Origin of the sequence: Mycobacterium sp., from assembly GCF_035314905.1 — a bacterium.
In the GTDB taxonomy this organism is placed as follows: Bacteria; Actinomycetota; Actinomycetes; order Mycobacteriales; family Mycobacteriaceae; genus Mycobacterium.
The window spans coordinates 1-22,467 of the sequence record NZ_DATFYW010000199.1 but is presented as its reverse complement, the minus strand read 5'-3'; the positions used below and the strand labels follow the sequence as shown (position 1 = coordinate 22,467).

At 67.6% G+C, this 22,467-nt stretch carries 23 protein-coding genes and 1 pseudogene; 14 read left to right on the top strand and 10 right to left on the bottom strand.

Translation table 11 applies throughout. From position 1 onward, the window contains the following. The first annotated feature begins 67 nt into the window (after positions 1-67). Positions 68-1,981: an ABC transporter ATP-binding protein/permease gene (locus VKG81_RS17560; protein WP_324397825.1), complete on the top strand. Its 1,914-nt coding sequence runs from the start codon at positions 68-70 to the stop codon at positions 1,979-1,981. A 379-nt stretch (positions 1,982-2,360) separates the two neighbouring features. Here VKG81_RS17560 and VKG81_RS17555 read toward each other — a convergent pair whose 3' ends face one another. The 3 genes from VKG81_RS17555 to VKG81_RS17545 are packed head-to-tail and all read right to left on the bottom strand — an operon-like array spanning position 2,361 to position 5,085. Continuing rightward, a complete protein-coding gene (locus VKG81_RS17555) occupies positions 2,361-3,872 on the bottom strand; it encodes an FAD-binding protein (RefSeq protein ID WP_324397824.1) in 1,512 nt (503 codons plus the stop codon). Continuing rightward, positions 3,869-4,360 carry a VOC family protein gene (locus tag VKG81_RS17550; RefSeq protein ID WP_324397823.1) on the bottom strand — a complete coding sequence of 164 codons (492 nt, stop codon included), beginning with the start codon at positions 4,358-4,360 and terminating at the stop codon, positions 3,869-3,871. Before VKG81_RS17550 ends, VKG81_RS17555 begins: the two co-directional genes overlap by 4 nt. Positions 4,361-4,407: 47 nt before the next feature. Further along, positions 4,408-5,085: a TetR/AcrR family transcriptional regulator gene (locus VKG81_RS17545; protein WP_324397822.1), complete on the bottom strand. Its 678-nt coding sequence runs from the start codon at positions 5,083-5,085 to the stop codon at positions 4,408-4,410. Between the two features lie 117 nt (positions 5,086-5,202). Between VKG81_RS17545 and VKG81_RS17540 the strand changes: the two genes are divergently transcribed. Then, complete coding sequence (locus tag VKG81_RS17540) at positions 5,203-5,658, top strand: nitroreductase/quinone reductase family protein (protein WP_324397821.1); 456 nt, start codon at positions 5,203-5,205, stop codon at positions 5,656-5,658. Here VKG81_RS17540 and VKG81_RS17535 read toward each other — a convergent pair. Both VKG81_RS17535 and VKG81_RS17530 read right to left on the bottom strand, forming a co-directional pair. Next, on the bottom strand, positions 5,640-6,335 hold the full coding sequence (locus tag VKG81_RS17535) for a hypothetical protein (RefSeq protein ID WP_324397820.1): 696 nt from the start codon (positions 6,333-6,335) through the stop codon (positions 5,640-5,642). The two genes, VKG81_RS17540 and VKG81_RS17535, sit on opposite strands and share 19 nt — an antisense overlap. Before the next feature lie 247 nt (positions 6,336-6,582). After that, a complete protein-coding gene (locus VKG81_RS17530) occupies positions 6,583-7,470 on the bottom strand; it encodes a sterol desaturase family protein (RefSeq protein WP_324397833.1) in 888 nt (295 codons plus the stop codon). A gap of 163 nt (positions 7,471-7,633) precedes the next feature. On the opposite strand from VKG81_RS17530, the gene VKG81_RS17525 reads away from it, so the two are divergent. After that, positions 7,634-7,801, top strand: a complete 168-nt coding sequence (locus tag VKG81_RS17525; protein ID WP_324397819.1) for a hypothetical protein — start codon at positions 7,634-7,636, stop codon at positions 7,799-7,801. Positions 7,802-7,814: 13 nt separating this feature from the next. Here the strand turns inward: VKG81_RS17525 and VKG81_RS17520 are convergent, their stop codons facing one another. Then, positions 7,815-9,362: a carboxylesterase/lipase family protein gene (locus VKG81_RS17520; protein WP_324397818.1), complete on the bottom strand. Its 1,548-nt coding sequence runs from the start codon at positions 9,360-9,362 to the stop codon at positions 7,815-7,817. Positions 9,363-9,561: 199 nt separating this feature from the next. Between VKG81_RS17520 and malQ the strand changes: the two genes are divergently transcribed. From malQ to VKG81_RS17485, 7 genes are read left to right on the top strand one after another with little or no spacing between them, the layout of a single operon-like run. Beyond that, entirely contained in the window at positions 9,562-11,691 is a 2,130-nt protein-coding gene (malQ, locus tag VKG81_RS17515; RefSeq protein ID WP_324397817.1) for a 4-alpha-glucanotransferase, read from the top strand. 33 nt (positions 11,692-11,724) lie between these two features. After that, positions 11,725-12,981 (top strand): sulfotransferase, encoded by a 1,257-nt coding sequence (locus VKG81_RS17510; protein ID WP_324397816.1) that lies wholly within the window; start codon positions 11,725-11,727, stop codon positions 12,979-12,981. Beyond that, the gene (locus tag VKG81_RS17505; protein ID WP_324397815.1) at positions 12,978-14,228 is read left to right on the top strand and encodes an MBL fold metallo-hydrolase; all 1,251 of its coding nucleotides are present in this window, start codon (positions 12,978-12,980) and stop codon (positions 14,226-14,228) included. Before VKG81_RS17510 ends, VKG81_RS17505 begins: the two co-directional genes overlap by 4 nt. Further along, positions 14,225-14,974: an SDR family oxidoreductase gene (locus VKG81_RS17500; protein ID WP_324397814.1), complete on the top strand. Its 750-nt coding sequence runs from the start codon at positions 14,225-14,227 to the stop codon at positions 14,972-14,974. The genes VKG81_RS17505 and VKG81_RS17500 overlap by 4 nt, the downstream gene beginning before the upstream one ends. A gap of 34 nt (positions 14,975-15,008) precedes the next feature. Then, positions 15,009-15,890 (top strand): LLM class F420-dependent oxidoreductase, encoded by an 882-nt coding sequence (locus VKG81_RS17495; protein ID WP_324397813.1) that lies wholly within the window; start codon positions 15,009-15,011, stop codon positions 15,888-15,890. Continuing rightward, positions 15,887-16,351: a nuclear transport factor 2 family protein gene (locus tag VKG81_RS17490; RefSeq protein ID WP_324397812.1), complete on the top strand. Its 465-nt coding sequence runs from the start codon at positions 15,887-15,889 to the stop codon at positions 16,349-16,351. Before VKG81_RS17495 ends, VKG81_RS17490 begins: the two co-directional genes overlap by 4 nt. A 25-nt stretch (positions 16,352-16,376) precedes the next feature. Next, positions 16,377-17,666 carry an MFS transporter gene (locus VKG81_RS17485; RefSeq protein ID WP_324397811.1) on the top strand — a complete coding sequence of 430 codons (1,290 nt, stop codon included), beginning with the start codon at positions 16,377-16,379 and terminating at the stop codon, positions 17,664-17,666. Here VKG81_RS17485 and VKG81_RS17480 read toward each other — a convergent pair. Beyond that, complete coding sequence (locus tag VKG81_RS17480) at positions 17,663-18,082, bottom strand: ChaB family protein (RefSeq protein ID WP_324397810.1); 420 nt, start codon at positions 18,080-18,082, stop codon at positions 17,663-17,665. The genes VKG81_RS17485 and VKG81_RS17480 overlap by 4 nt on opposite strands. A gap of 219 nt (positions 18,083-18,301) precedes the next feature. On the opposite strand from VKG81_RS17480, the gene VKG81_RS17475 reads away from it, so the two are divergent. Both VKG81_RS17475 and VKG81_RS17470 read left to right on the top strand, forming a co-directional pair. Next, the gene (locus VKG81_RS17475; RefSeq protein ID WP_324397809.1) at positions 18,302-19,228 is read left to right on the top strand and encodes a metal-dependent hydrolase; all 927 of its coding nucleotides are present in this window, start codon (positions 18,302-18,304) and stop codon (positions 19,226-19,228) included. Then, a complete protein-coding gene (locus VKG81_RS17470; protein ID WP_324397808.1) occupies positions 19,228-20,331 on the top strand; it encodes a PDR/VanB family oxidoreductase in 1,104 nt (367 codons plus the stop codon). The genes VKG81_RS17475 and VKG81_RS17470 overlap by 1 nt, the downstream gene beginning before the upstream one ends. A gap of 8 nt (positions 20,332-20,339) precedes the next feature. Here the strand turns inward: VKG81_RS17470 and VKG81_RS17465 are convergent, their stop codons facing one another. Next, a complete protein-coding gene (locus VKG81_RS17465) occupies positions 20,340-20,993 on the bottom strand; it encodes a DedA family protein (RefSeq protein WP_324397807.1) in 654 nt (217 codons plus the stop codon). 47 nt (positions 20,994-21,040) lie between these two features. Here VKG81_RS17465 and VKG81_RS17460 point away from each other — a divergent pair, with 47 nt between their 5' ends. After that, complete coding sequence (locus VKG81_RS17460) at positions 21,041-21,604, top strand: DUF305 domain-containing protein (RefSeq protein ID WP_324397806.1); 564 nt, start codon at positions 21,041-21,043, stop codon at positions 21,602-21,604. Between the two features lie 39 nt (positions 21,605-21,643). Here VKG81_RS17460 and VKG81_RS17455 read toward each other — a convergent pair whose 3' ends face one another. Both VKG81_RS17455 and VKG81_RS21580 read right to left on the bottom strand, forming a co-directional pair. Continuing rightward, the gene (locus VKG81_RS17455; RefSeq protein ID WP_324397834.1) at positions 21,644-22,084 is read right to left on the bottom strand and encodes a hypothetical protein; all 441 of its coding nucleotides are present in this window, start codon (positions 22,082-22,084) and stop codon (positions 21,644-21,646) included. A 1-nt stretch (position 22,085) separates the two neighbouring features. Continuing rightward, positions 22,086-22,223 (bottom strand): annotated as a pseudogene (locus tag VKG81_RS21580) (NAD(P)/FAD-dependent oxidoreductase); the annotation flags it as partial. Positions 22,224-22,267: 44 nt separating this feature from the next. Between VKG81_RS21580 and VKG81_RS17450 the strand changes: the two are divergent. Continuing rightward, the coding region (locus VKG81_RS17450; RefSeq protein WP_324397805.1) for a hypothetical protein at positions 22,268-22,467 on the top strand (200 nt) is incomplete at its 3' end.

Genomic DNA, 22,467 nt, shown 5'->3' with positions numbered 1-22,467 from the left:
GGAACGGGCTCAATGGCAGGCGCTGCGGTAGCTTCGCCCCAGGGTTTGGGAACAGGAGAGTTGTTCGTTGGATACGTTTACGCCTTCCCGCGACTGGGGTCACGAGCTCGGTCCGTCGCTGGTGTGGGTTCTCGAAGCCTGGGCCATCAGCACGGTCGGCCTGCTGATCGTCGCGGTGCTCGTTGCCCGCTACACCACCTGGGGCAGGCAGTACTGGCGGATCACCGGCGACTACTTCAAGGACCGGCAAAGCCTGCCGGTGTGGGGCCTGTTCGTGGTGCTGCTGCTCTCCGTCATCATGTCCGTGCGCATCAACGTGCTGCTCAGTTATCAGGGCAACGATCTGTACTCCGGCCTTCAGGTCGCGTTCCAGGGCGCCGCCGCGGGCAACGCCGCGGTCCGGGACTCCGGGATGCACGGTTTCTGGCTGTCGATCCTTACGTTCTGCGTGATCGCGACCGTGCACGTCATTCGAACGATGCTCGACCTGTACCTGATGCAGCGGTTCATCATCCGCTGGCGCGTCTGGTTGACCGGCCGGCTGACCGGTGACTGGCTCAGCCACAAGGCCTACTACCGCAGCCGGTTCATCGACCACACCATCGACAACCCGGACCAGCGCATCCAGCAGGACATCGACATCTTCACCACGGGGGTGGGCAGTGGCCCCAACCTGCCGTCCTACGGCACCTCCAGCCCGCTGGTGTTCGGTGCGGTGCAATCCGTCGTGTCGGTGTTCTCGTTCGTTCCGATCCTGTGGCATCTGTCCGGCCCGCTGACGCTCTTGGGCGTGACGATTCCTAAGGCGCTGTTCTGGGTCGTGATGGTCTACGTGCTGCTGGCCACCGTGGTCGCGTTCTGGATCGGCCATCCGCTGATCCGGCTCAACTTCCGCAACGAGTTGTTCAACGCCGCCTTCCGCTACGCCCTTGTCCGGCTGCGCGACGGGGCCGAGGCCGTCGGCTTCTATCGGGGCGAGCGGGCGGAAGAGAAGCAATTGAACAGCCGGTTCTCCGCGATCATCGGCAACTACCGCCGCTTCGTGCGCCGCACCATCGGCTTCCTGGGGTGGAACTTGTCGATGAGCCAGGTGATCAACCCGCTGCCGTTCGTCGTCCAGGCGCCGCGGCTGTTCGCCGGTGCGATCAAGCTCGGCGACGCGATGCAATCCGCGACCGCGTTCGGCTCGATTCACGACTCGCTGTCGTACTTCCGCAACGCCTACGACTCGTTCGCCGGCTACCGGGCGTCGATCCTGCGACTCAACGGGCTTATCGATGCCAACGAGAAAGCCCGCGAACTGCCGGAGCTGACCACCGCGGCCAGCCGCGACGGCTCGGTGGAACTGGTCAACGTCGAAGTGCGGACCCCGTCAGGTTTGCAGCTGATCGAGCCGCTGGACCTCCGTCTTCAGCCGGGGGATTCGCTGGTCATCACCGGCAGATCGGGCAGCGGCAAGACCACGCTGCTGCGCAGCCTCGCGCAGCTGTGGCCATTCGCGTCCGGCACGCTACGGCGGCCCGGCGAAAGCCACGACACGATGTTCTTGTCACAGATGCCGTACGTGCCACTCGGCGACCTGCGTGCGGTGATGTCCTATCCCGCCGCCGCCGGCGACATCCCCGACGCCGAGCTGCAGCGGGCGATGAACAAAGTCGCCCTGTCGCACCTGAGCCACCGCCTCAACGACGACCGGGACTGGGCCAAGGTGTTGTCCCCGGGCGAGCAGCAACGCATCGGGTTCGCGCGCATTCTGCTCACCAAGCCGAGAGCTGTGTTCCTCGACGAGTCCACCTCAGCGCTCGACGAAGGCCTGGAGTTCGCGCTCTACGAGATCTTGCGCAGCGAATGTCCCGACTGCATCGTGGTCAGCGTGAGTCACCGTCACACCGTGGAGCAGCACCACGAACAGCACCTGCAGTTGCTCGGCAAGGGCGCGTGGCGGCTGGGCCGCGTCGGGGAACTGCCCGCCCTCGTCTAGATTTATCGAGAACTGTTTAGGAAAAGTTTGCACGCAGCGAACCCAGACCGGCGTATTGTCTGCTCTCTCCTGATGACCACGAGACGGAGGGGATTCGATGCGAAAAATTGCTATGACGGTCGCCGCGGCGGCACTGATGGCCGGATCACTGTTAACCGGCGCCACCGCGCAGGCAGCGCAATCTTCCCATGACACGACGACTTACACCCCGAACCCGACGCCTGTGATCCAGCCGCTCGACTGTCAGGGCACGACCGGCAGCATGGGCTGCGGCGCCGGCTGGGTTTGGAACGGAAACCGGTGCGTGCCCTGCTGACCTAGAAGTTAGCAGCAACCTGATAACAGAATAGATCCGCGGTAAGCGCAAAAGCGGGATTGCTCACCGCCGCTGTGTGTTTCGCTCACCGGCCGCCTTTGCCGCGTGCGCTCCGGCGCGGCGGCCGAAGAACGAGCCCTCTCCCAGCTGGGTACCGCTGGCATAACCCTTTCCGTCCTGGGCGATGTTCGACGCGCACGCGCCCGCGGCGTACAGGCCCGGCACAACGCTGCCGTTCTGGCGCAGCACCTGCCCGTCGACGTTGGTCGCCAGCCCGCCAACGGTGAAGCCTGAATACATGGCCTTGCCCAGCGACAGGTCGAACGCGCCCCATGGACCTTTGTCCTGCGGCGCAAGGTATTCCGGCTGCTTGTGGAAGTCAGGATCCTCGCCGCGGGCAGCGTTCTCGTTGTAGCGGTTCAGCGAAGCCACCAGCTTGCCCTTTGGAATTCCGAGCGCCTGCTCCATCTCCTCAACAGTCTCCCAGCCGTCGATGAACCGGATCAGCGGAAACTGCGGACGCTCCATGTGCGCCTCGTCGACGATCAGGAACGCAGCGCTGTCGGGCTGATCCATCACGAAACCTGATGTGCGGGAATGGTAGGAGTCCTCTGCGACGAAGCGATCGCCGAGCTTGTTGACGATGATCCCGGTCAAGAGGATCGAGGGTGGATACGCGGCCGCGGTGATAAAGACCTGATTCATGTGCTTGGTGGCGCCCCCGGCGGACACCCCGAGCCGGATTCCGAGGCCGTCGTCGTAGGTGTTTCCCAGCACGTAGGGTTCGGCGAAGCTGCCGCTCTTGCGTCGCCGCTTTGCACCGAGTTCCGGGGTGTACTCGGCGACCATCTCCGGGTTCATCACAAAACCGCCTGCCGCGATGACGACCGCATTGGCCCGGATGGCGCCGGTGTCGTTGAAGTGCTTCCAGGTCACGCCGACGACCACCCCGTCATCGAGCACCAGTCCCGTCGCGCCGGTTTCGTAGCGGATCTGCACGCCGAGGTTGTGAGCCCGCTTGACCAGCAGGTCGATGATCATGCCGGCACCGCCGGTTTCGCCGGGTACCGGCACCTTGTGCCCGCGCGGCGCAGGCACCGCCATGTCCTTGAACGGCCACACCAGCTCGTTGCCTGTGAACATCAGCCCCTCGGTGTTGGGCTGGACGATCGCCTTCTCGGGGTAGAAGCTGCGCTCGAACTGAAAACCCAAGTCCTCCAACCAGTTGAAGTGCTCGACGCTGCCGTCGCAGTAGGCCCGGATCTTGTCGTGCTCCGGCTCCAACGACACCGCCACCAGGTACTTGTACATCTCGTCCGCCGAATCGCTGTGACCTGTGGCCTGCTGGACGGCGGTGCCGCCGCCGAGGTAGAACTGCCCGCCGGCCATGGCGGTGGTCCCGCCCGCCGCGGCCGCGCGCTCCAGCACCAGCACGCGCGCGCCTGCCGCGGCCGCACTGACCGCCGCGCACCCGCCGGCGATACCGAACCCGATCACGACCACGTCGACGTCGTCCGACCACGACTCGACGTCGGTGGCGCGCAAAGTCGCGGGGATTTCACTGCCAGTGCTCACTGCTGCTCCTGTTTCACGTAGTCGAAGAACGCCCGGATCTCCGGCGAGACGTGCGCAATCTCCAGGTACGGCACGCCGGCCAGCTGCGCGGAGACATAGGCGAACTCCATGCCGCCGGGCATCACGCCCCGCTGGACGACGGTGGCGCCGGCGGCCTGCGCCTCCTCGAGCGCGTCGGCGAAGTTGTCGGCCTCGACGCAGATGTGGTGCAGTCCCGGCCCGGCCTCGCGGAGGAATTCGGTGTAGATGCTCTCGCCGCTCACCGGCGCGATGAGCTCCAGTTGCATTTCGCCCGCGTAGCTCAATGAGATGTCGGCGACGAAGTCCGCGGGCGTGCCACGGTAGCTGCACGTGTCCGGCCCGAAATGCACGCCCGGCAGCCGCACCCATTTCTTGGCGCCGAGCAGCCCGGAAAGGGCGGCTTCGGTGGCGTCCAGCCCGGCGGTGACCCACGCAACCTGGACAGGTGTTCGGACAGCAGAGCTCATCGCTCGAAGGATACCCGCCCGACTGGAACGTGTTCTAGTTCACCGGGTCAGCCGCTCAGCACCTCGATCAGCAGCCGCACCTGCGTGTCGAACAGCGCATGGGGCGTCGTCAGCGTGTCGGCGCCGTACTGGCCGAACACCTCGAGGCTGATGGCGCCGATGATGCCGGCCCACGCCAGGAAGCACTTCGACAGCACCTCGTCATCGCCCGGGAATGCGAACTCTTCGTGGATCCGGTCGAAGTCGGCCGAGGTGCGGCGGCCGGCGGCATCCGAGAGCCGTACATCCCCGGCGATCACGCCGTCGGCCACGGCCGAGAGCAGGGCGGCGATGACCCGCGTACCGGGACCGGTTGTGCGTTCGGCGGGCGCGCGGTAGCCGGGCACCGGGCTGCCGTACAGCAACGCCCAACTCGCCGGCTGCTCGAGCGCCCATCGGCGCATGGCACGGGCGATCGCGAGCACTTCGTCGCGCCACCCGCCCCGGACTGTTTCGCGTGTGTCGTCTACCGCATCGGCGAGGTCGGAGTAGGCGTCGACGAGCAACAGGGTGAGCAACTCGTCCCGGCTGGCCACGTACCGGTAGACGGCCGACGACACCATCCCGAGGTCGCGGGCGATCGCGCGCAGGGAAAGGCCGGCTGCCCCCTCCGTCACGAGATGCTGCCGGCCGAGCTCGATGATGCGAGCCTCGATGCGCTCCCGGCTGGCTTGACGTTTGCCCACGTCACCGATTCTCGCACGAAGCGAGATCGGTGCTCTTGATTTTCGGGGCGAGTTGTGCCACCCTTCTTCGAGAGCGCCGCTCTCATATGACCTGTCGGCCAGCGGAAGGGAAGCGCGATGTCGCAACGGTACGACCGGCCAAACATGGTGGCGCGGGCGTTCAACGAGGTGATCCGGGGACTTGCCGAGATCGGCATCGGCATCGGCGGAACCAGGGCGCTACGGGTTCGCGGCCGGAAGACCGGCAAGCGCCGCGGCGTTGTGATCAACCTGCTGACGGTCGACGGCCAGGACTATGTCGTCTCGCCGCGCGGCGACACACAGTGGGCACGCAACGCCCGCGCCGCCGGAGCGGTCGAACTGGGACCCCGCTGGCGCACGGATCAGGTACCGATCGCCGAAGTGGCCGACGACGCCAAGCCGGCGTTGCTCGAGCGGTATCTCGACCGCTGGTTCTGGCAGGTCAAGGGGCACGTCGCCGGGTTGACGCCGCAGTCCAGCGACCAGGAGCTGCGCGCCGCGGCACCGTCGATACCGGTCTTTCGGGTCGTGCGTCAGGTCGCGGGCGGCTGAGGCGTGGCCTGCGCCGACAGCGCGGAGCGCACGTCATCGGACGCCTGCTGTCGGATCGCCTGCCACGACACCGCGGCAGGGATGTTGCCCCAAGTGCTGTTGAACAGGCCGACGAGCAGCGCGCGCCCGTCGTCGGTCAGCACGTAGACCGGGCCCCCGGAGTCGCCTTTCTGGCTGACGATGCCGTGCGTCATCGTGAACCAGCCGTTGTTGACCGCCTCGACGGTTCCGCAGCTTTCGCCGGTGGTGACGCCGAAGTGGCATACCGGCTCCCCCGGCTTCAGGACCACCGTTGGATCGGAGACCAGGACGCGGCCACCCGGCAGGACATTGTTGGGCATCGCGTCGTTGGCCAGCCCGATGCCTTCGTAGTCGAAGATCGAATCGGTCGTCGACACGGTCGAACCATCCGGGGTGTTGTCGCGGTACACCGCCATTCCACCGATGAAGTTGCCGTCCTTGTCGGTGACGTTGCCGCTGCCTCGGCAATGTCCGGCGGTGAACGCGACCTTGAGGTTGGGGTCGACGTAGCCCAGGGTGCACAGGTTGTTGTCCTGGTGAATCTCCATGCCCGGGAAGACCGCCACCGGGGCGGCCTGCGCGGGGGCGGCTGATATCAGCAGCGCGGCGACGGTGGCCGCGGCCGTTCCGAGGGCGCGCAAACTGCGTCGGCGCACGGCGTCTCCGATCGGTCGAGGACCAGGCAGGCTGGCCGGTACTGCCCGTACGGTACCGGCGGTTCACCGGGCGGGCACGACCAGACTCGTCAGCGGCCGTGATACCCGCTTGGGTCCCGTGGTACCCCACTGGTAGGCACATCGGCACGATTAGCCAGCTCGTTACCGCCTCGTCGGGGACGGCGCACACCCTCGCTGCCCGAATGACTCGGCGCGCACGCTCAGCGCGGCTGCCGGCTTTCGGCCTTCAGGACGCGGTCGTCGTCGCGGGGATGCCGGGCCGGACGGCCTCCGCGGGCTGCCAACCCGGCGGGCCGAAGATGTAGCCGAGCTTGTCCCGCAGCCGCCTGGCGGACCGAACGTCCCGCGCGATCGCGACGTACTCGTGTGTCTGAAGTTTCCAGATGTTGAACGTGTTGACCGGCTTGGTCAGGCCGTAATGCGGCCGGCACAACTCGCGCTGGAAGCTGCCGAAGAGGCGATCCCAGATGATGAAGATGCCGGCGTAGTTCTTATCCAGGTACTCCGGGTCCATCCCGTGGTGCACGCGGTGGTGCGATGGGGTATTGAAGACGAACTCGATCGGCCCCCACAGCTTGTCGATCCGCTCGGTGTGCACCCAGAACTGGTAGATGAGGTTGACCGAGAAGCTGGCGAACACCATCCACGGCGGAATCCCCAGCAGCGGCAACGGGATCCACATCAGGATCTCGCCGCTGTTGTTCCACTTCTGGCGCAGCGCGGTGGCGAAGTTGAAGTACTCGCTCGAGTGATGCGACTGGTGGGTGGCCCAGATCAGCCGGACCCGGTGGGCAATGCGGTGATACGTGTAGAACAGCAGGTCGACGCCCAGGATCGCGATCACCCATGTGGACCACTCGTGCGCCGACAGATGCCACGGCGCGACGTAGGCGTAGATCGCGGCATAGCCCAGCAGCGCGACGAATTTCCAGGCCGCCGTGGTGGCCACCGACACCAGGCCCATCGAGATGCTGGCCCACGCGTCGCGGCTGTGAAACGCTCCCGACGGGGGCCTTTCGCGGGCTTCGAGGTGCTCGAGCTGGCGCGCGGCGCTCCATTCCAGGATCAGCAGCAACAGGAAGAACGGCACCGCCAACAGCACCGGGTCGCGCATCTGCGGCGGCAGCACGTCGACAAATGCCCGTAGGCCGTCCACCTGATTGCACCTCCGGAGGAAGTTTAACGCGCGGGTAACCGGTCGGCGCGGGCCGGGCGAGGCGGCGTCACCCGCTGTTAACCGGCAGCCGCTATCAGTTCCATTGACTTGAGGAGGCTGCTTGTTCAGACATGCCGTCGCCGCGCTCGCGGTGGGAATCACCCTGGGTGGGTGCTCGGGCGGCGTCAGCGCCACGCATCCCACCCCGAAGCCCGTGCCGCCGTCCGCGCTGGACGGGCTGTTGCTCAGTGTCGACGACATCAACGCCGTGATGGGTACCACCGGGTGAACTGACCACCGCACTACCTGAAGTTCAGCACCTCGCCCCCCCAGGCTGCGCGGATGTGCACGTCGATGTCGTTGACCACTGCATCCTGCCTGTCGATGATCAGGCACGCGCGGTCGGCCGCGTGGTAGGAAACCCATTCCGGTTCGCCGTTCAGCCCTGTCGGCTTGGCTTGTGTCGCGAAGTTCAGCCAACGCGCCTGCATGCGTGCCGACACGGCCTTCCCGGTCTTCAGACCGCCTAGGCGGAACGTGACGTCCTTCGGCCCCTGCACGAGATTTCCCCAAACATAGGGTAATTCGGTGGCGTGCGTGGCACCGATGCGCATGAGCTTCAGCATCGGCGTCGCCCAGTCGAACCGATACAGGTAGACCGGCGCGACGGTGCTGTGCCCCTCGGCCAGCCACACCGATGGCATCCGGAAACCGACGTCGCGCGCCACTCCCATGCCCCGCGCTTTGACCCGAATGCCCCCATAGACGGACCCGATCTGCGCTTCTGAGGGCAGCTGCAGACTCGGCTGCTCGGCCGCGATTTCGGCGAACATGGCCTTGATCGCGGGCGGGGTGATCGGCATCAGCGGCGATTTCATCCAGCGGAACAGCGCAGCCTCGTGCTTGTTGGTCCCGATGATGAGCGGCACGGGATGCGAGCGGCCCTCGCGGGCGAGCTTGACCGGGTAATCCGGCACCAGGTCGCCGTCGACGATCGGCGCGAAGGCCAGCGTGCCGGGCGTCTGGACTGGCACCGCGTCGAAGACCTGTTTTGACGCGGCGATCAGCGACGCGGTCGGCGTCTGAGACAGCCGGTTCACCTCCGCCCCGTCGATGCCGAGCCTGGCGAGCATCATCCCGGCGACGCGGCGGCCGCGTGAGCCGTCATACACGGAGGTGGCGGGCGAGCTCTGCGCGATGGCACCCGAGAACAGAGCTTCCGCTGCGGGGACCGTCAGGAGCGTGGTGATCACTCCGCCACCGGCGGATTCGCCGAACAGGGTCACCCGCTGCGGATCTCCGCCGAACGCGGCGATGTTGTCGCGCACCCAGTGCAGCGCGTGCAGTACATCGCGGAGCCCGAGGTTGGAGTCGAATCGCCGCTTGGGCGTGTTGAAGGAGGACAGATCGAGAAAACCGAGCGCGCCGAGCCGGTAGTTGACAGTCACCACGAGCACATCCGCACTGCCCGCGAGGACGCTGCCGTCGTAGAGGGGCTGGCTCGCCGCACCGAAGATGTAGGCGCCGCCGTGGACCCACACCATCACCGGTTTGGCGTCGCCAGGCTCGGTGGCTGAAGACGCCCAGATGTTCAGCGTCAGGCAGTCCTCGCCCTGCGGCGCGCCGAGGTCGACGGGGATCGTCGGCTCTATAGGTTGCGGGCAGACGGGACCGAAGGCCACCGCGTCCACGACCTCGGTCCACGGCTTGGGAGGCTCGGGCGCGCGCCAGCGCAGGTCACCGACCGGCGCGGCGGCGTAGCGAACGCCCTTCCACGCCTTGACCCGTCCGTCGTCGCTGCCGCGCACCGGGCCGCAGGTGGTCTCGACCACGGTGGTGTCGGTTGTCATATCCCTCTCACGATTCCTGTTCACTCCCGGTTCTAACGAGTAGCGGCGAGATCATTCGGACATCTTTTCCGATCGTGACCGGTGATGCCTGCCGGCCACGCCGATCGAGCGCTGACTGGCAGGTCGCCTCCATGTCTGGTCCACCCAACCCGATGTGCTCCGCCGCGCCGCCACCGCCTCGTGAGCGAAGATTGCCGGTATGGTTGCGCACCCGCCGTCGCTTGTCGAGCTGGCCCGCCGCTACGGTGTGGCGACCGAGTACGACGACGCGAACGGCAATGACGTGGTCGTGGCGGAGGAAACGCTGATCGCGGTGCTCGCCGCCCTCGGACTGGCCGCGGCGACCGAAGACGAACGCCTCGAGGCGCTGCGCGAGTACGACTGTGCCCACTGGACGCGCGCCCTGCCCCGCGTGATCGTGGCGAGGGCGGGGGCCCCGACGCCGTTCTGGGTGCACGTGACCCACGGCCACCCGGTGGGTCTGTGGATCCGCCTGGAGGACGGCGAGGTCCGCACCGAGCTGCGCCAGCTCGACAACTTCACTCCCCCGTACGACCTCGACGGCCGCCTGATCGGCGAGGCTACCTTCGAGCTGCCGCCCGATGTGCCGCTCGGATATCACCGGCTGCATGTCAGCGCGGGCGGCCACGAGACCACTGCGCCGGTCATCGTCACACCGTCGTCGCTGGCGGTGGGCACCGGCCGCGCGTGGGGCCTGGCGACCCAGCTCTACAGCGTCCGGTCGAAGCGGTCCTGGGGCATCGGCGACCTGACCGATCTGACCGACATGGCGGTGTGGGCGGCCTCGCAGCACGGGGCGGGCTTCGTCCTCGTCAATCCGTTGCACGCGGCCGCGCCAACCGCGCCGATGGAGCCGTCGCCGTACCTGCCGACATCGCGGCGCTTCGCCAACCCGCTATATCTGCGGGTCGAGGCGATCCCGGAGTACGCCTACACGCGCCACCGCGGGCGGCTTCAGCGCATACGTGCCGACGTGCAAAAGGGTGCCGACCGGATCGACTTCCTCGACCGCGACGCGGCGTGGGCGGCGAAGCGCACCGCGCTGGAAGCGGTCCACCGCGTGCAACGGTCGGCCGGTCGTGAGCTCGCTTATGCCGCATTCCGCGCCCGCCAGGGCCGCGCCCTCGATGACTTCGCGACATGGTCCGCGCTCGCGGAGGTGTACGGCGGCGACTGGCACGAGTGGCCGAGGCCGCTGCAGCACCCCGACGGCGACGGCATCGCCGGGTTCGCCGCCGAGCACGCCGACGAGATCGACTTCCACCGCTGGCTGCAGTGGCAGCTCGACGAGCAGCTGTTGTCGGCTCAGGCGTACGCCGTCGACGCCGGCATGAGCCTGGGCATCGTGCACGATCTTGCGGTCGGTGTGCATCCCAACGGCGCGGACGCGTGGGCGCTGCAGGACGTGCTCGCGCTGGGGGTGACGGCGGGAGCGCCGCCGGATGCGTTCAACCAGCAGGGTCAGGACTGGTCGCAGCCGCCGTGGCGGCCCGATCAGCTGCTCGAGCACGCTTACGCCCCGTTCCGGGCGCTGATCAACGCGGTACTGCGGCACGCGGGCGGCGTCCGCGTCGACCACATCATCGGACTGTTCCGACTGTGGTGGATCCCGAAAGGCGCTCCGCCGACAGCGGGCACCTATGTCTACTACGACCACGAGGCGATGATCGGCATCCTTGCGCTTGAGGCACACCGCGCCGGCGCGCTCGTGGTCGGCGAGGACCTCGGCACCGTCGAGCCTTGGGTCAGGGACTACCTCCGTGAGCGCGGAGTTTTCGGCACCTCGATCCTGTGGTTCGAACTCGACCGCGACGGTGCCGGCGGCCCGCTGCACGCCGAGCGGTGGCGTGAATACTGCCTGTCCTCCGTCACCACTCACGACCTGCCGCCCACAGCCGGCTACCTCGCAGGCGACCACGTCCGGCTGCGTGACCGGCTTGGACTGCTGACCCGCTCGTTCGACGAGGAACTCGCCAACGACGAGGCTGAGCAAGCCGCGTGGCGGGCGGAGTTGCGGCGGGTCGGGCTGCTCGATGAGGACGCCGACGTCGAGCAGACTGTGCTCGCGCTGCATCGCTACCTCGGGCGGACCCCGTCGAAGCTACTGGCACTGTCGCTCACCGACGCCGTCGGCGACCGTCGGACCCAAAACCAGCCGGGCACCACCGACGAGTACCCGAACTGGCGGGTGCCGCTCGCCGGGCCGGGCGGGCGGCGGATGGTGCTGGAAGACGTGTTCACCGATCCGCGGGCGGCGCGGCTGGCCGCGGCGATGCGCACGCAGACCGCGCCTGCCGACGGCTCTTGACCATTCGATAGAACAAGTTCTAGTTTTCCAACGATGACGTCCGACACCGCACTGGTGATCGACGATCTCGTGGCTCCGAACCTCACCGTGCAGCAGCGACAGATCCTCGATCACCTCGAGCAGCGGCCCGTCGACCTCGATCCCGACGCGCTGATCCAAAAGGCCGTGAAGCGCACCGGGCTCGGCGATTTCGGATCCGACGACTTCCGGGCCCGGCTGGAGCGCCATGTCGCGGCGATCGAGGCTGACACCGGCAACACGAACCTGAACCGGTTGACGTTGCGCAACCGGATCATCCGGCTACTGTCCAGCCGGTTGCTGCTCACCGACCTGGTGGCCCGCTACCCCGAGATCGTCACAATCGAGATCGAGAGGCCGATCATCGTTGTCGGCCTCCCACGTTCCGGCACAACGCATCTGGTGAACCTGATCGCCGCGGATACCCGACGGCGGGCACTGCCGTACTGGGAGAGCCAGGAGCCCTTCCCGCTGCGGGGAGAGGGCCCCGACACGGCCGGCATCGATCCGCGATACGCCCGCAGCGCCGCCGAGCACGACATGGTCCAGCAGACCGCGCCTTACACCGAGGCCATGCACGACCGCCACCCCTCGGCCATCGAGGAAGAGGTCGAACTCCTCGACATCGACTTCGCCGGCTATGTGCTGGAATGGCACGCCAGGGTGCCGCAGTGGCGCGACTACTACCTCGGCCTCGACCAGGACGTCCACTACCGCTATCTGCGCACCGTCCTGCGGGCGCTGACGTTCTTGCGCGGCCCCCGTCAGTGGGTGCTGAAGTCGCCACAGCACTGCGAGCAACTCGGGCCCCTGATCAGAACGTTCCCCGACGCCACTGTCGCATTCACCCACCGCGACCCCGCCGCCGTGATCCAGTCCGCGGTGACAATGCTCGCCTACGGCGACCGCATGCGCCGCAAGACGATTGACCCTGATGGGCTGATCGACTACTGGACCGACCGGATCGAGCGGCTCCTGCGTGCCTGTGTGCGCGACCGCGACCTGATCCCGGCCGACCGCAGCGTCGACATCGGCTTCCATCAACTCGGCGGAAGAGAGCTGGCCGTCTTGGAGGACGTGTACGCCCGCAACGGCACCGAATTGCCCGAGACGACCCGTACCGCGCTGCAGCGCTACCTCACCGACCACCCCCGCGGCATGCACGGTCAGGTTCGCTACGACTTGCAACGCCACTTCCGGTGTTCAGCCGACGACATCCGCTCGCGGTTCGGGTTCTACTTCGACCGGTTCGACGTGAGGCCGGAGCCATGACCCCGTTTCAGCCCGTGTACCGGACCCGCCCGGGCGCCGAGGCGATCATCGGCGCGAACGCGGCCGCCGCGCAGGAGGTCCACCCCGGTATCTGGGTGTCGCCAGGCCTGTCCAATTCGTACCTGCTGGTGACCGGCGAAGGCCGCGTCGTGGTCAACACCGGCATGGGCTTCGAGGCGCCGGTGCACCGCGCGAATTACGACGCGGTCGACGGCTGCCCGATCCGCTACATCATCCTCACCCAGGGCCACTATGACCACGTCGGCGGCGCCGACGTGCTCAGCGATCCGGGAACCGAAATTGTCGCACAGGCGAATTGGGAATCCTGGCGGCGCGACAACGAACAGCTGCTGACCTTCCGGAGCGCAAACGCGTACTTCGCCTGGACGGCCGCCATCTCAACGGCGGTCAACTACGCCAAGACGCGCTCGGGCGGCCCGCTGCCGGCGCAGAGCAGCCCGATCCCGACGATCCTCGTCGAAGAGGAGCTGACTCTCACTGTGGGCCGCCGCGAACTCGTGCTGCGTGCCACGCCGGGCGGCGAAACGACCGACAGCCTGGTGGTGTGGCTGCCCCACGAAGGAGTTTGTTTGTGCGGCAACGTCTTCGGTGCGCTGTTCGGTCATGTTCCGAACCTCGTCACGATGCGCGGCGACCGCTACCGCGACGCGCTGACGGTCATCGAGTCGATTGAGACAGTGCGGGGCCTGCAACCCGCCGTGCTGCTGACCGGACACTTCGGTCCGATCACGGGCAAGCAGCGGATCCGCGAGGAACTGACCCGGCTGCGCGACGCCGTCGCCTACATCCACGACCAGACGGTCGCGGGGATGAATGCCGGCAAGGACGTGTACACGTTGATGCGCCAGATCGCCCTGCCGCCGAACCTGGAGGTCGGCCAGGGCTATGGCATGGTGCGGTGGGACGTCCGGGCGATTTGGGAGAACTATGCGGGATGGTTCCATCACCGCTCGACCACGGAGCTTTATCCCGTGGCACCGAGCAATGTTTCGGCGGATCTGCTCGAACTGGCCGGTGCCGACGCGATCGTCGGCCGGGCCCGCAAGGCGCTGGGCGAGGGCGACGCGCTGCGCGCGATCTCCCTGGCCGAGATCGTCCATGACGTCGAGGCGCACCACGAAGGGGCCCGGCATGTGCTGATCGCCGCACATCGCCATTTGCTCGCGGAGAGCACCAACTTCTGGGAAACGGCGTGGCTGCGCAAGCAGATCGCGGACCTCTCATGATGAACCGGGCCGTCTACGACTTCACTGGTACGACGGTGCTGGTCACCGGCGGCACCAGCGGCATCGGCCACGCGACGGCCGTTGCGTTCCGCGACGCCGGAGCCGCGGTCACGATCACCGGCACCAGGCCGGCACCTGGGGACTACGACCTGGAGCTGGCCGGCATCGGCTACCGCCAGGTCGTCTTTTCCGATCGTGCCGCGATCGACGATTTGGCCCACGCCTTTCCCACGCTGGACGTGCTGATCAACAATGCCGGCGCGAACTTTCCCGGCGGCCTGGACGAGGCCACGGCCGAGGGTTTCACCGCATCGGTCGAGCTGAATCTGCTCGGGCCGGCCCGACTTACCCTGACGCTGCACCGCGCACTTAAGGCGTCGCAGACCCGAGGCGGCGCGAGCGTGTTGATGCTCGGATCGATGGCGGCGCTGCGTGCGGTGCCGTTGGTGCCCGGCTATGGGTCGGCGAAGGCGGGCATCCTCTCACTCACCCGCAATCTTGCCATGCGGTGGGCCGGTGACGGGATCCGCGTGAACGCGGTGGTCCCGGGGGTGATCGACACGCCGATGACCGCGCCGATGAATGCGGTACCGCAGCTCAAACGCCAACAGCTCGACCACATCCCGATGGGACGCTTCGGTGCAGCGGAGGAGGTCGCGTCGGCGATCGCATTCCTGTGCACCGAAAACGCCTCGTACATCACCGGCTCGGCGCTGGTCGTCGACGGCGGCTACGGCGTGGTGTGATGAAGGCTCGCCGATGAAAGATGAAGGCTCGCCGATGAAATATGCCGTCCTGGCACCCGTGGCCGCCGGTGTCACCGCCGACCCGGACTGGATGGTGCCGTTCGCCCGGCACGTTGAGGCATGCGGCTTCGAGTCGATCGTCGCCGTCGAACACACCGTGCTGGCGACCCGCTACGACAGTGTCTATCCCTACGACGCGTCGGGACGCGTAGAGCTGGCCGCCGACTGCCCGGTCCCCGATCCGCTGGACCTGCTGGCATTCGTCGCCGGCCACACCGACGGCCTCGGACTCGCCACCGGCGTGCTGGTGCTCCCCAACCACCACCCGGTCGTCCTGGCCAAGCGCGTGGCGACGGTCGACGCGCTGTCGGGTGGCCGGGTGCGGCTGTGCGTCGGCGTCGGCTGGCTGAAAGAGGAGGTCGAGGCGTGCGGCACCACGTTCAGCACCCGCGGCCGTCGCGCCGACGAGCAACTCGCGGTCATCCGCGCGCTCTGGGCCGACAACCCGGCCGGCGTCAGCTATCGAGGGGAGTTCTTCCACTTCGACAACGCCACCTGCTACCCCAAACCCGCGCAGGGTGTTCGGCTGCCGATCCACATCGGCGGGCACAGCCGGGCTGCAGCCCGGCGGGCCGGGCGCCTGGGCGACGGCTTCCAGCCGTTGGGTGTGGCCGGCTCCCGGCTGGAGGAACTACTGACCGAAATGCGTGATGCGGCCAGACAAGCCGGCCGCGACCCCGCCGCCCTCGAGTTGACCCTCGGTCACCTCGTCACCAGGATCGACGCCGAGCGCGCGGCAAGGCTGGCCGAGTTCGGTGCGGACCGGATCGTACTGGCAATGCCACCAACAGCCGATCTCGGCCAAGCGATGGACGCCGTGTCGGCGTGCTCCGAGCGCTTGGCGTTACCGACATGACACTCCCGGACCGTCCCGCGCTTGCCGACCTGGTGCACCGCTATGCGGCCGCGGTCGACGATCGCCATTTCGACGACGCCGTCGACTTGTTCGCCGACGACGCCGAACTCGTCCTCCCCGACCCGCCGCGATCCCTCGACCCCGTCACCCGCCATCGCGGCTCAATGGCGATTCGGGCCGCGGTGGCGGGCGTCGAGGCGGTCGACCGCACTGAACACGCAATCGTCGGCGAGGTGTACACCGCATCTGGTCCCGACCGGGCGCTGGGTCGGATCACCTGCGTGGCACACCACTGGAGCCGGGGCACCCAACAGGGCGGCGAAAAGGTCGGCGACCTGGTGTGGCACCTGCGGTACGACGATGAGTACGTTCGGAGCGGCCAGGAATGGCTATTCTCCCTGCGCACACTGACCATCAACGCGATCGAGACCCGGCTTGCGCGGCGGCTGAGGCCCGGCTAGCGCGTCACGACGAAAGGCGGACTCGTTGCGTGCCTGGATCGTGTGGTCCACCGGACTGTTCGCCTACATCGTCGCGGTCCTCGACCGCACCACGTTCGGGGTGTCCGGCCTGCAGGCGGCCCACCGCTTTGCGGCGAGCCCCGGCGTGCTGTCGTCGTTCGTTGTGCTGCAGGTCGTCGTCTACGCCGCAGCACAGGTACCCGCCGGTGTGCTGCTGGACAAACTCGGGTCCAAGACTTTGCTCGTTTCCGGTGCATTGGTGATGTCGGCGGGTCAGCTGACGCTGGCTCTCACGGCCTCGTTGCCGGTCGCGATCGGCGCGCGCGCAGTGGTCGGCCTTGGTGACGCGGTGACGTTCATCTCGGTATTGCGGCTGGTACCGCACTGGTTCCGACCCAAGCAGGTGCCGCTCGTCACCCAGCTCACCGGGATCTGCGGTCAGCTGGGCCAGGTGCTGTCGGCGGTCCCGTTCCTGGCGCTGCTGTTTCACTCCGGCTGGGCCGTTGCGTACACGTCGGTGGCCGCCCTCGGCCTGCTGTCGGCCGCGCTGACGTTGGCGCTGGTCTACGACATCCCCGAGGGCGCGGTCGTCATCGACGAGAAGACCAACCTGCGCGCCACACTGGCCGGCGTGCGCACCGTGTGGCTGCGGCCCGGCACGCGGCTGGGGTTCTTCACGCACATGGGCACCCAATTCTCGGTCACTGTGTTCGCGCTGATGTGGGGAGTGCCGTATCTGACGACGGCTCAAGGTGTTTCGACCGGGGTCGCCGGTGCCCTGCTGTCGATCTCTGTTGTCGCCGCGATCGCCGCGGGCGTCGTGATCGGGTTGCTGACGGCCCGATATCCGATGCGCAGGTCGCGGATGGTGCTGATGATCGTCTCCAGCAACGCGCTGATCTGGACGATCGTGCTGGGCCTGCCTGGCCGCGCGCCGCTGTGGCTGCTGGTCCTGCTGGTCGTCGTGATCTCGGTCGGCGGTCCCGGCTCGATGGTCGGCTTCGACTTTGCGCGCACGTTCAACCCCACCGCCACCCTCGGCACCGCCCAGGGCATGGTGAACATCGGCGGCTTCGTAGCGTCCCTGGTGGTGATGCAGGCGATGGGCGCGATCATCGGGGTGGCAGGCGGATACTCTTTCCCGGCGTTCCGGCTGGCATGGACGGTGCAGTACGCGATCTGGGCGCTGGCCGTGGTCGGGATCCTCATCACCCGCAGGAAGGCTCGGCGCGCGATGGCACTCGAGCAGGAACGCTACGTGCTGGAAGCTTTCGAGCCGCCGCACGCCGAATCACACCCGGGGGAAACGAGTTAGCGGTTTCGGGCGGTCACCCGCCGATTCGCCTTCTGGAGCGCCGACACCAGCTCCTCCTTGCTCATCGACGAACGGCCGGGGATGTCGAGTCGGCGCGCGACGTCCATCAGGTGCTTCTTGGGTGCGTTGGCGTTGACGCCCTCGGCCGACGCGCCCCTGGCGTTCGGGCCGCCGCTGCGGGCGCGCTGGTCGGACGGTCCCTTGTCGCTCTTGGGCTCCCAGTGGTCGCCGACCCTTTCGTAGCTGTGCTTCAGCGCGCTGTAGGCCACCCTGTACGCCGGCTCACCCTCGCCGTATTCCTGGACGGCCGCATCGTGAGCCTTGGCGAACGTCCGCTGTGCCTTCGCATCCGACTTCTTCAGCGTGCTCGGCAATTCGCTCTTCTTCGCCGCGCCGGTCTTGGTTGTCTTCGGCATTTCGGGCTCCTTCGTGATTCTTGCGCTCGTTTCGCCGTTTACCCGGCTACGTGATGGCAAAACCGGCGTTCCTACGACTCGACCGGGGCCTTGAGGCGCCCGGTGGCCCGCCGCCCAACGCCGGCTGCACCACCTCGCGGAGACCCATCGCGGCCCGAAATTCGCCGCGCGGGTGCCCAGTAAACTCGATCCTCAGCTCCTCAGAGGAGGTTGAGAGCCGTGCCGCAACCACGACGTTTCGCGCCCGGCGCGAGCGAAGGCCGGAGCGCTGCCGAAGTCGATCCGGGGCCGGTGCAGATTCAGCCGCGCAGGGTGCACTTCGACTTCGCCGGCATCCCGCTGCACTGGATCCCGGGCCACCCGGTCGCGTCCGATCTGATCGGCGTGCTCAACGTCATCCTGCCGGCGGCCGAACGCTGGTTCGTCGCAACCCTGGGCGAAGCGCTCCCGCTGGTGAAAGACCCCAAACTGGCCGAGGACATCCGCGGGTTCATTGGCCAGGAGGCTATCCACGCCGACGTCCACGAGCGGGCGCTGCGCGAGTTCATGGTCGCCAGGGGCGTTGACCCCGGGCCGATGCTCGACCAGGTCGAGTACGTGTTCTCCCGGGTGCTGGGCCCGTCGACGTCGACGGATCCGCGGCGCCGGCACAACCGGCTGTGCGACCGTCTGTGGTTCATTGCCGCACTGGAGCACTACACCGCGGTCCTCGGCGACTTCGCGCTGAACAACAGCTGGGACGATTACGGGGCGCATCCGACGTTCGTCGATGTGTTCCGCTGGCACGGCGCCGAGGAGGTCGAGCACCGCAACGTCGCCCACGATGTCGCCACCTACTTCAGCGACAGCTACGCCGACCGGTTGGGTGCCATGGTGATCGCGGCGACGCTGATACTCGTGGCCTTTCAGCGCTTCGCCTGGTATTTGGTGAAAACCGATCCCGAGGTGGACTTCGGATGGTGGACGATGCAGCGACTGCGCTACCTCGATTCCAAGAAGGGGCTTCTGCCCCGCTTCGGCAAGCTCTTCGGCACGAACACGCTCGCATACCTGCGCCCCGGGTTCTCCCCCGAGGAAATGGGGTCGACCGCGCAGGCGGTCGCTTACCTGGCCAGCTCGCCCGCCGCCCGCGCCGCGCACCTGTGATGGCGCCGTTCGACCGGTTCCGCGACCTGCCGCCCACCACCTTCGGCCGTGCGCGCCACGACGTGTCGATCGGGATCGCGCATGCCGCGGTGTCGGCGATGTGGCGACTGTCCGGATCGCTCAGGCGAGTGCCGTCGCCGATCCACCGCGACCGCACCCGTGTGCTGCGGGTGGTGGACCGGCGAGTGGTGGCCCGCGACGCGGACGTGGTCGCGATCCGCCTGGCCGCAGCCGACGGCGAGCCCCTGCCGCGGTGGTATCCGGGCGCGCACATCGATGTCCACCTGCCCAGCGGCCGGGTGCGTCAGTACTCACTGTGCGGGGATCCCGGATGGGACTCCTATCGAATTGCGGTGCGGCGCATTCCCGACGGCGGCGGCGGATCGATCGAGGTGCACGAGACGCTTGACCTGGGCGCCACCGTCACGACCAGCGGTCCGCGAAACGCGTTCCCGTTGACCGTGCCGGGCTACGGATCCCCGGCGCGGCGTTTCCGCTTCATCGCGGGCGGAATCGGCATCACCCCGATCCTGCCGATGCTTCACCTGGCCCAGCGTCTCGGCGTCGACTGGTCGATGATCTACGTCGGACGCAGCGCCCAAAGCCTTCCGTTCATCGACGAGGTGACGCGGTTCGGCGGGCGTGTCGAGGTCCGCACCGACGAGGCTGCCGGTGCGCCGACGGCACCCGAGCTGCTGGGCGAATGTGCCGATGGGACGGCGGTTTACGCGTGCGGACCCGCCCCGATGCTGACGGCGATCCGCGCGCGGCTTGCCGGCCGCGACGACGTCGAACTGCATTTCGAGCGGTTCGCGGCACCTCCGGTGGTCGACGGCGAATCGTTCTCGGCGACGGTCGCATCGACCGGAGAGGTTGTTGCCGTCGGCGCCGACGAGACGCTGCTCTCGGCGCTCCGGCGTGCCCGGGTGCCGGCGCCGTACTCGTGCCGGCAGGGCTTCTGCGGCACCTGCCGGACGCAGGTGCTCGGCGGCCGGGTGGAGCACCGCGACACGCTTCTCACTGAGCCGGAGCGCCGCGATGGGATGATGCTCGTTTGCGTGTCGCGCGCCCGCGAGGGCGAATGCCTCACGCTGGACTTGTGATCGCGTGGTCAGCCCTCCCCTGGGTTCCCGCGCGCTTCTTCAGCCTCCAGCTCCGCCAGGGCCTGCCCGGTGCGGTTGCGCAGAACAAGCGCGACGGTGATGCCGCCCAACACGACGGCCACGAGGCCGATCCACGAAAACCGGGACAGCCAGCGCTCGGCGGCCAGACCGATGTAGTACACCAGCGCAGTGGTGCCGCCGGCCCAACACAGGGCGCCGCCGGCGTTGGCGGCAAGGAACTGCGGATACGGCATCTTCAGCGCCCCGGCGAGCGGGCCGGCCAGAATTCGCAGCAACGCGATGAAGCGGCCGAAGAAGACCGCCCATACGCCCCAGCGTGCGAAGAGCCGCTCGCCGAGGGCGACATGACCGTGGTTGACGTGCTTCGGGAAGCGCGTTGCGAGCCGGTCGAACAGCGCCATTCCGAACCGACGGCCGATCGTGTAGCCGATGGTGTCGCCGACGACGGCGCCCACCACCGCCGCAGCCCCGACCGCGATGGGGTTGACCGCCAGTTCGTGGTGGGACGCCAGCAACGCGGCGCTGACGAGGACGATCTCCCCGGGCAGTGGAATGCCAAGGCTCTCAATGCCGATGACCCCACCCACGATGAAGTACACGGCGAGCGGCGGGATCGTCTGCAGCAGCGAGTCCACGGTCACGCCCCCAACAATGCCCGATCACCGCGTTGCGTGCGGCACCATGGGGTATGAGGCCGCAGACAACCCGCATCGGCGTGGCGCTGCTCATCGCCGCCGCGGTCAGCGCGTGTGGCGCGCAGCACCGTCACCCGGGCTTGAGCCAACCCAGCCAGTCAACCGTCCACGACGCCGACGACGTCGTGTTCGCCCAGAACATGATTCCGCACCATCAGCAGGCCGTCGACATGGCGGCGATGGTGCCGACACATACCGCCGATCAGACCATGCACGAGATAGCGGTGAACATCGCGGCGGATCAGCAGGCGGAGATCAAAGCGCTCAACGCGTTGCTCACCCAGTGGGGTGCGGCGGCCGGCGGCATGAGCATGGGCGGCATGGCAGGCATGGTCGATCAAGCCACCATGAACAGGCTGAACTCGCTGGCCGGCCCCGATTTCGACCAGCTGTGGCTCACCGCGATGATCAGCCATCACCGGGGCGCCGTGACGATGGCGCAGGCCGAAATCGCCCATGGCGAAGATCCCGACGCGATCCACATGGCCAGCCTGATCGTCAACGCGCAGCAACGCGAGATCGCGTACATGACTCATCTGCTGAGCAAGCCTGAGTAGCTGTCGGGGTCTGGGCTGCTGCCGGCCGGTGCGGTCTGCTCAGGTGTTCGCGAACAGGCGGTGCCGCGTGATCCGGCGCCCGTCACGGCCGATCTCGGCGAACAGCACCCCCGGCCCGGTCGGCGTGGTGACGGATGCGGCCACGAACTGTCCCGCGCCGATCACCTTGCCGCGCCCGGCGACGCCCTTTCCGGCACCGGACGCGCGCAGCATGTCCTGAACAAGCCGTTTGCCGCGCCGCCGCGGTCCGCGCACTGCGGCGAGGAATCCAGCCGTGCCGCCGAGTCTTTGGTTGCGCAGCAGCGCTGACGACAGTTGCATCGACGCCGGCAGCGACCGTGCGCCGCGCGCAAGGAATTGTGCAATCATCGCCGGCAATTCCCAGTAGGCCCGCAGCCGGCTGATCTGCCAGCCGCTGTCGGTTGCCCGCAAGTCGTAGCGCAGCACAGCCGGGATCATCATCGTCACCGACGCGGCCATTGCCACCTCCAACGTCAGGTCGCGAATGACAGATGATCGTCACGTCCACCGTGGCGCTGTGCTTGCGCATCTGACGTGCCAGGCGCCGCGCGCATTCGAAGCCGGTGAACCCGCTGCCGACGATTACGACGGAGGTCATCGCCCCCCACTGTATCGCCCGCGGGAAAACGTTGCCCTTTCAGCATGGCAAGCCGGCATGCCTGGCACAGTGTGTACGTGGCAGTCACACAGCAAGCCGGCCGGCCGCGAACACCGGAGTCGATCGGCTATGCGCTCAAGCGGATGGTGCTCGGCAAGCCGCTGATCACCGAACGGTTGAAGACCGAGAAGCTTTCGAATCCCGTTGCGCTCGGGGTTCTTTCACCGGATGCGATCTCGTCAAG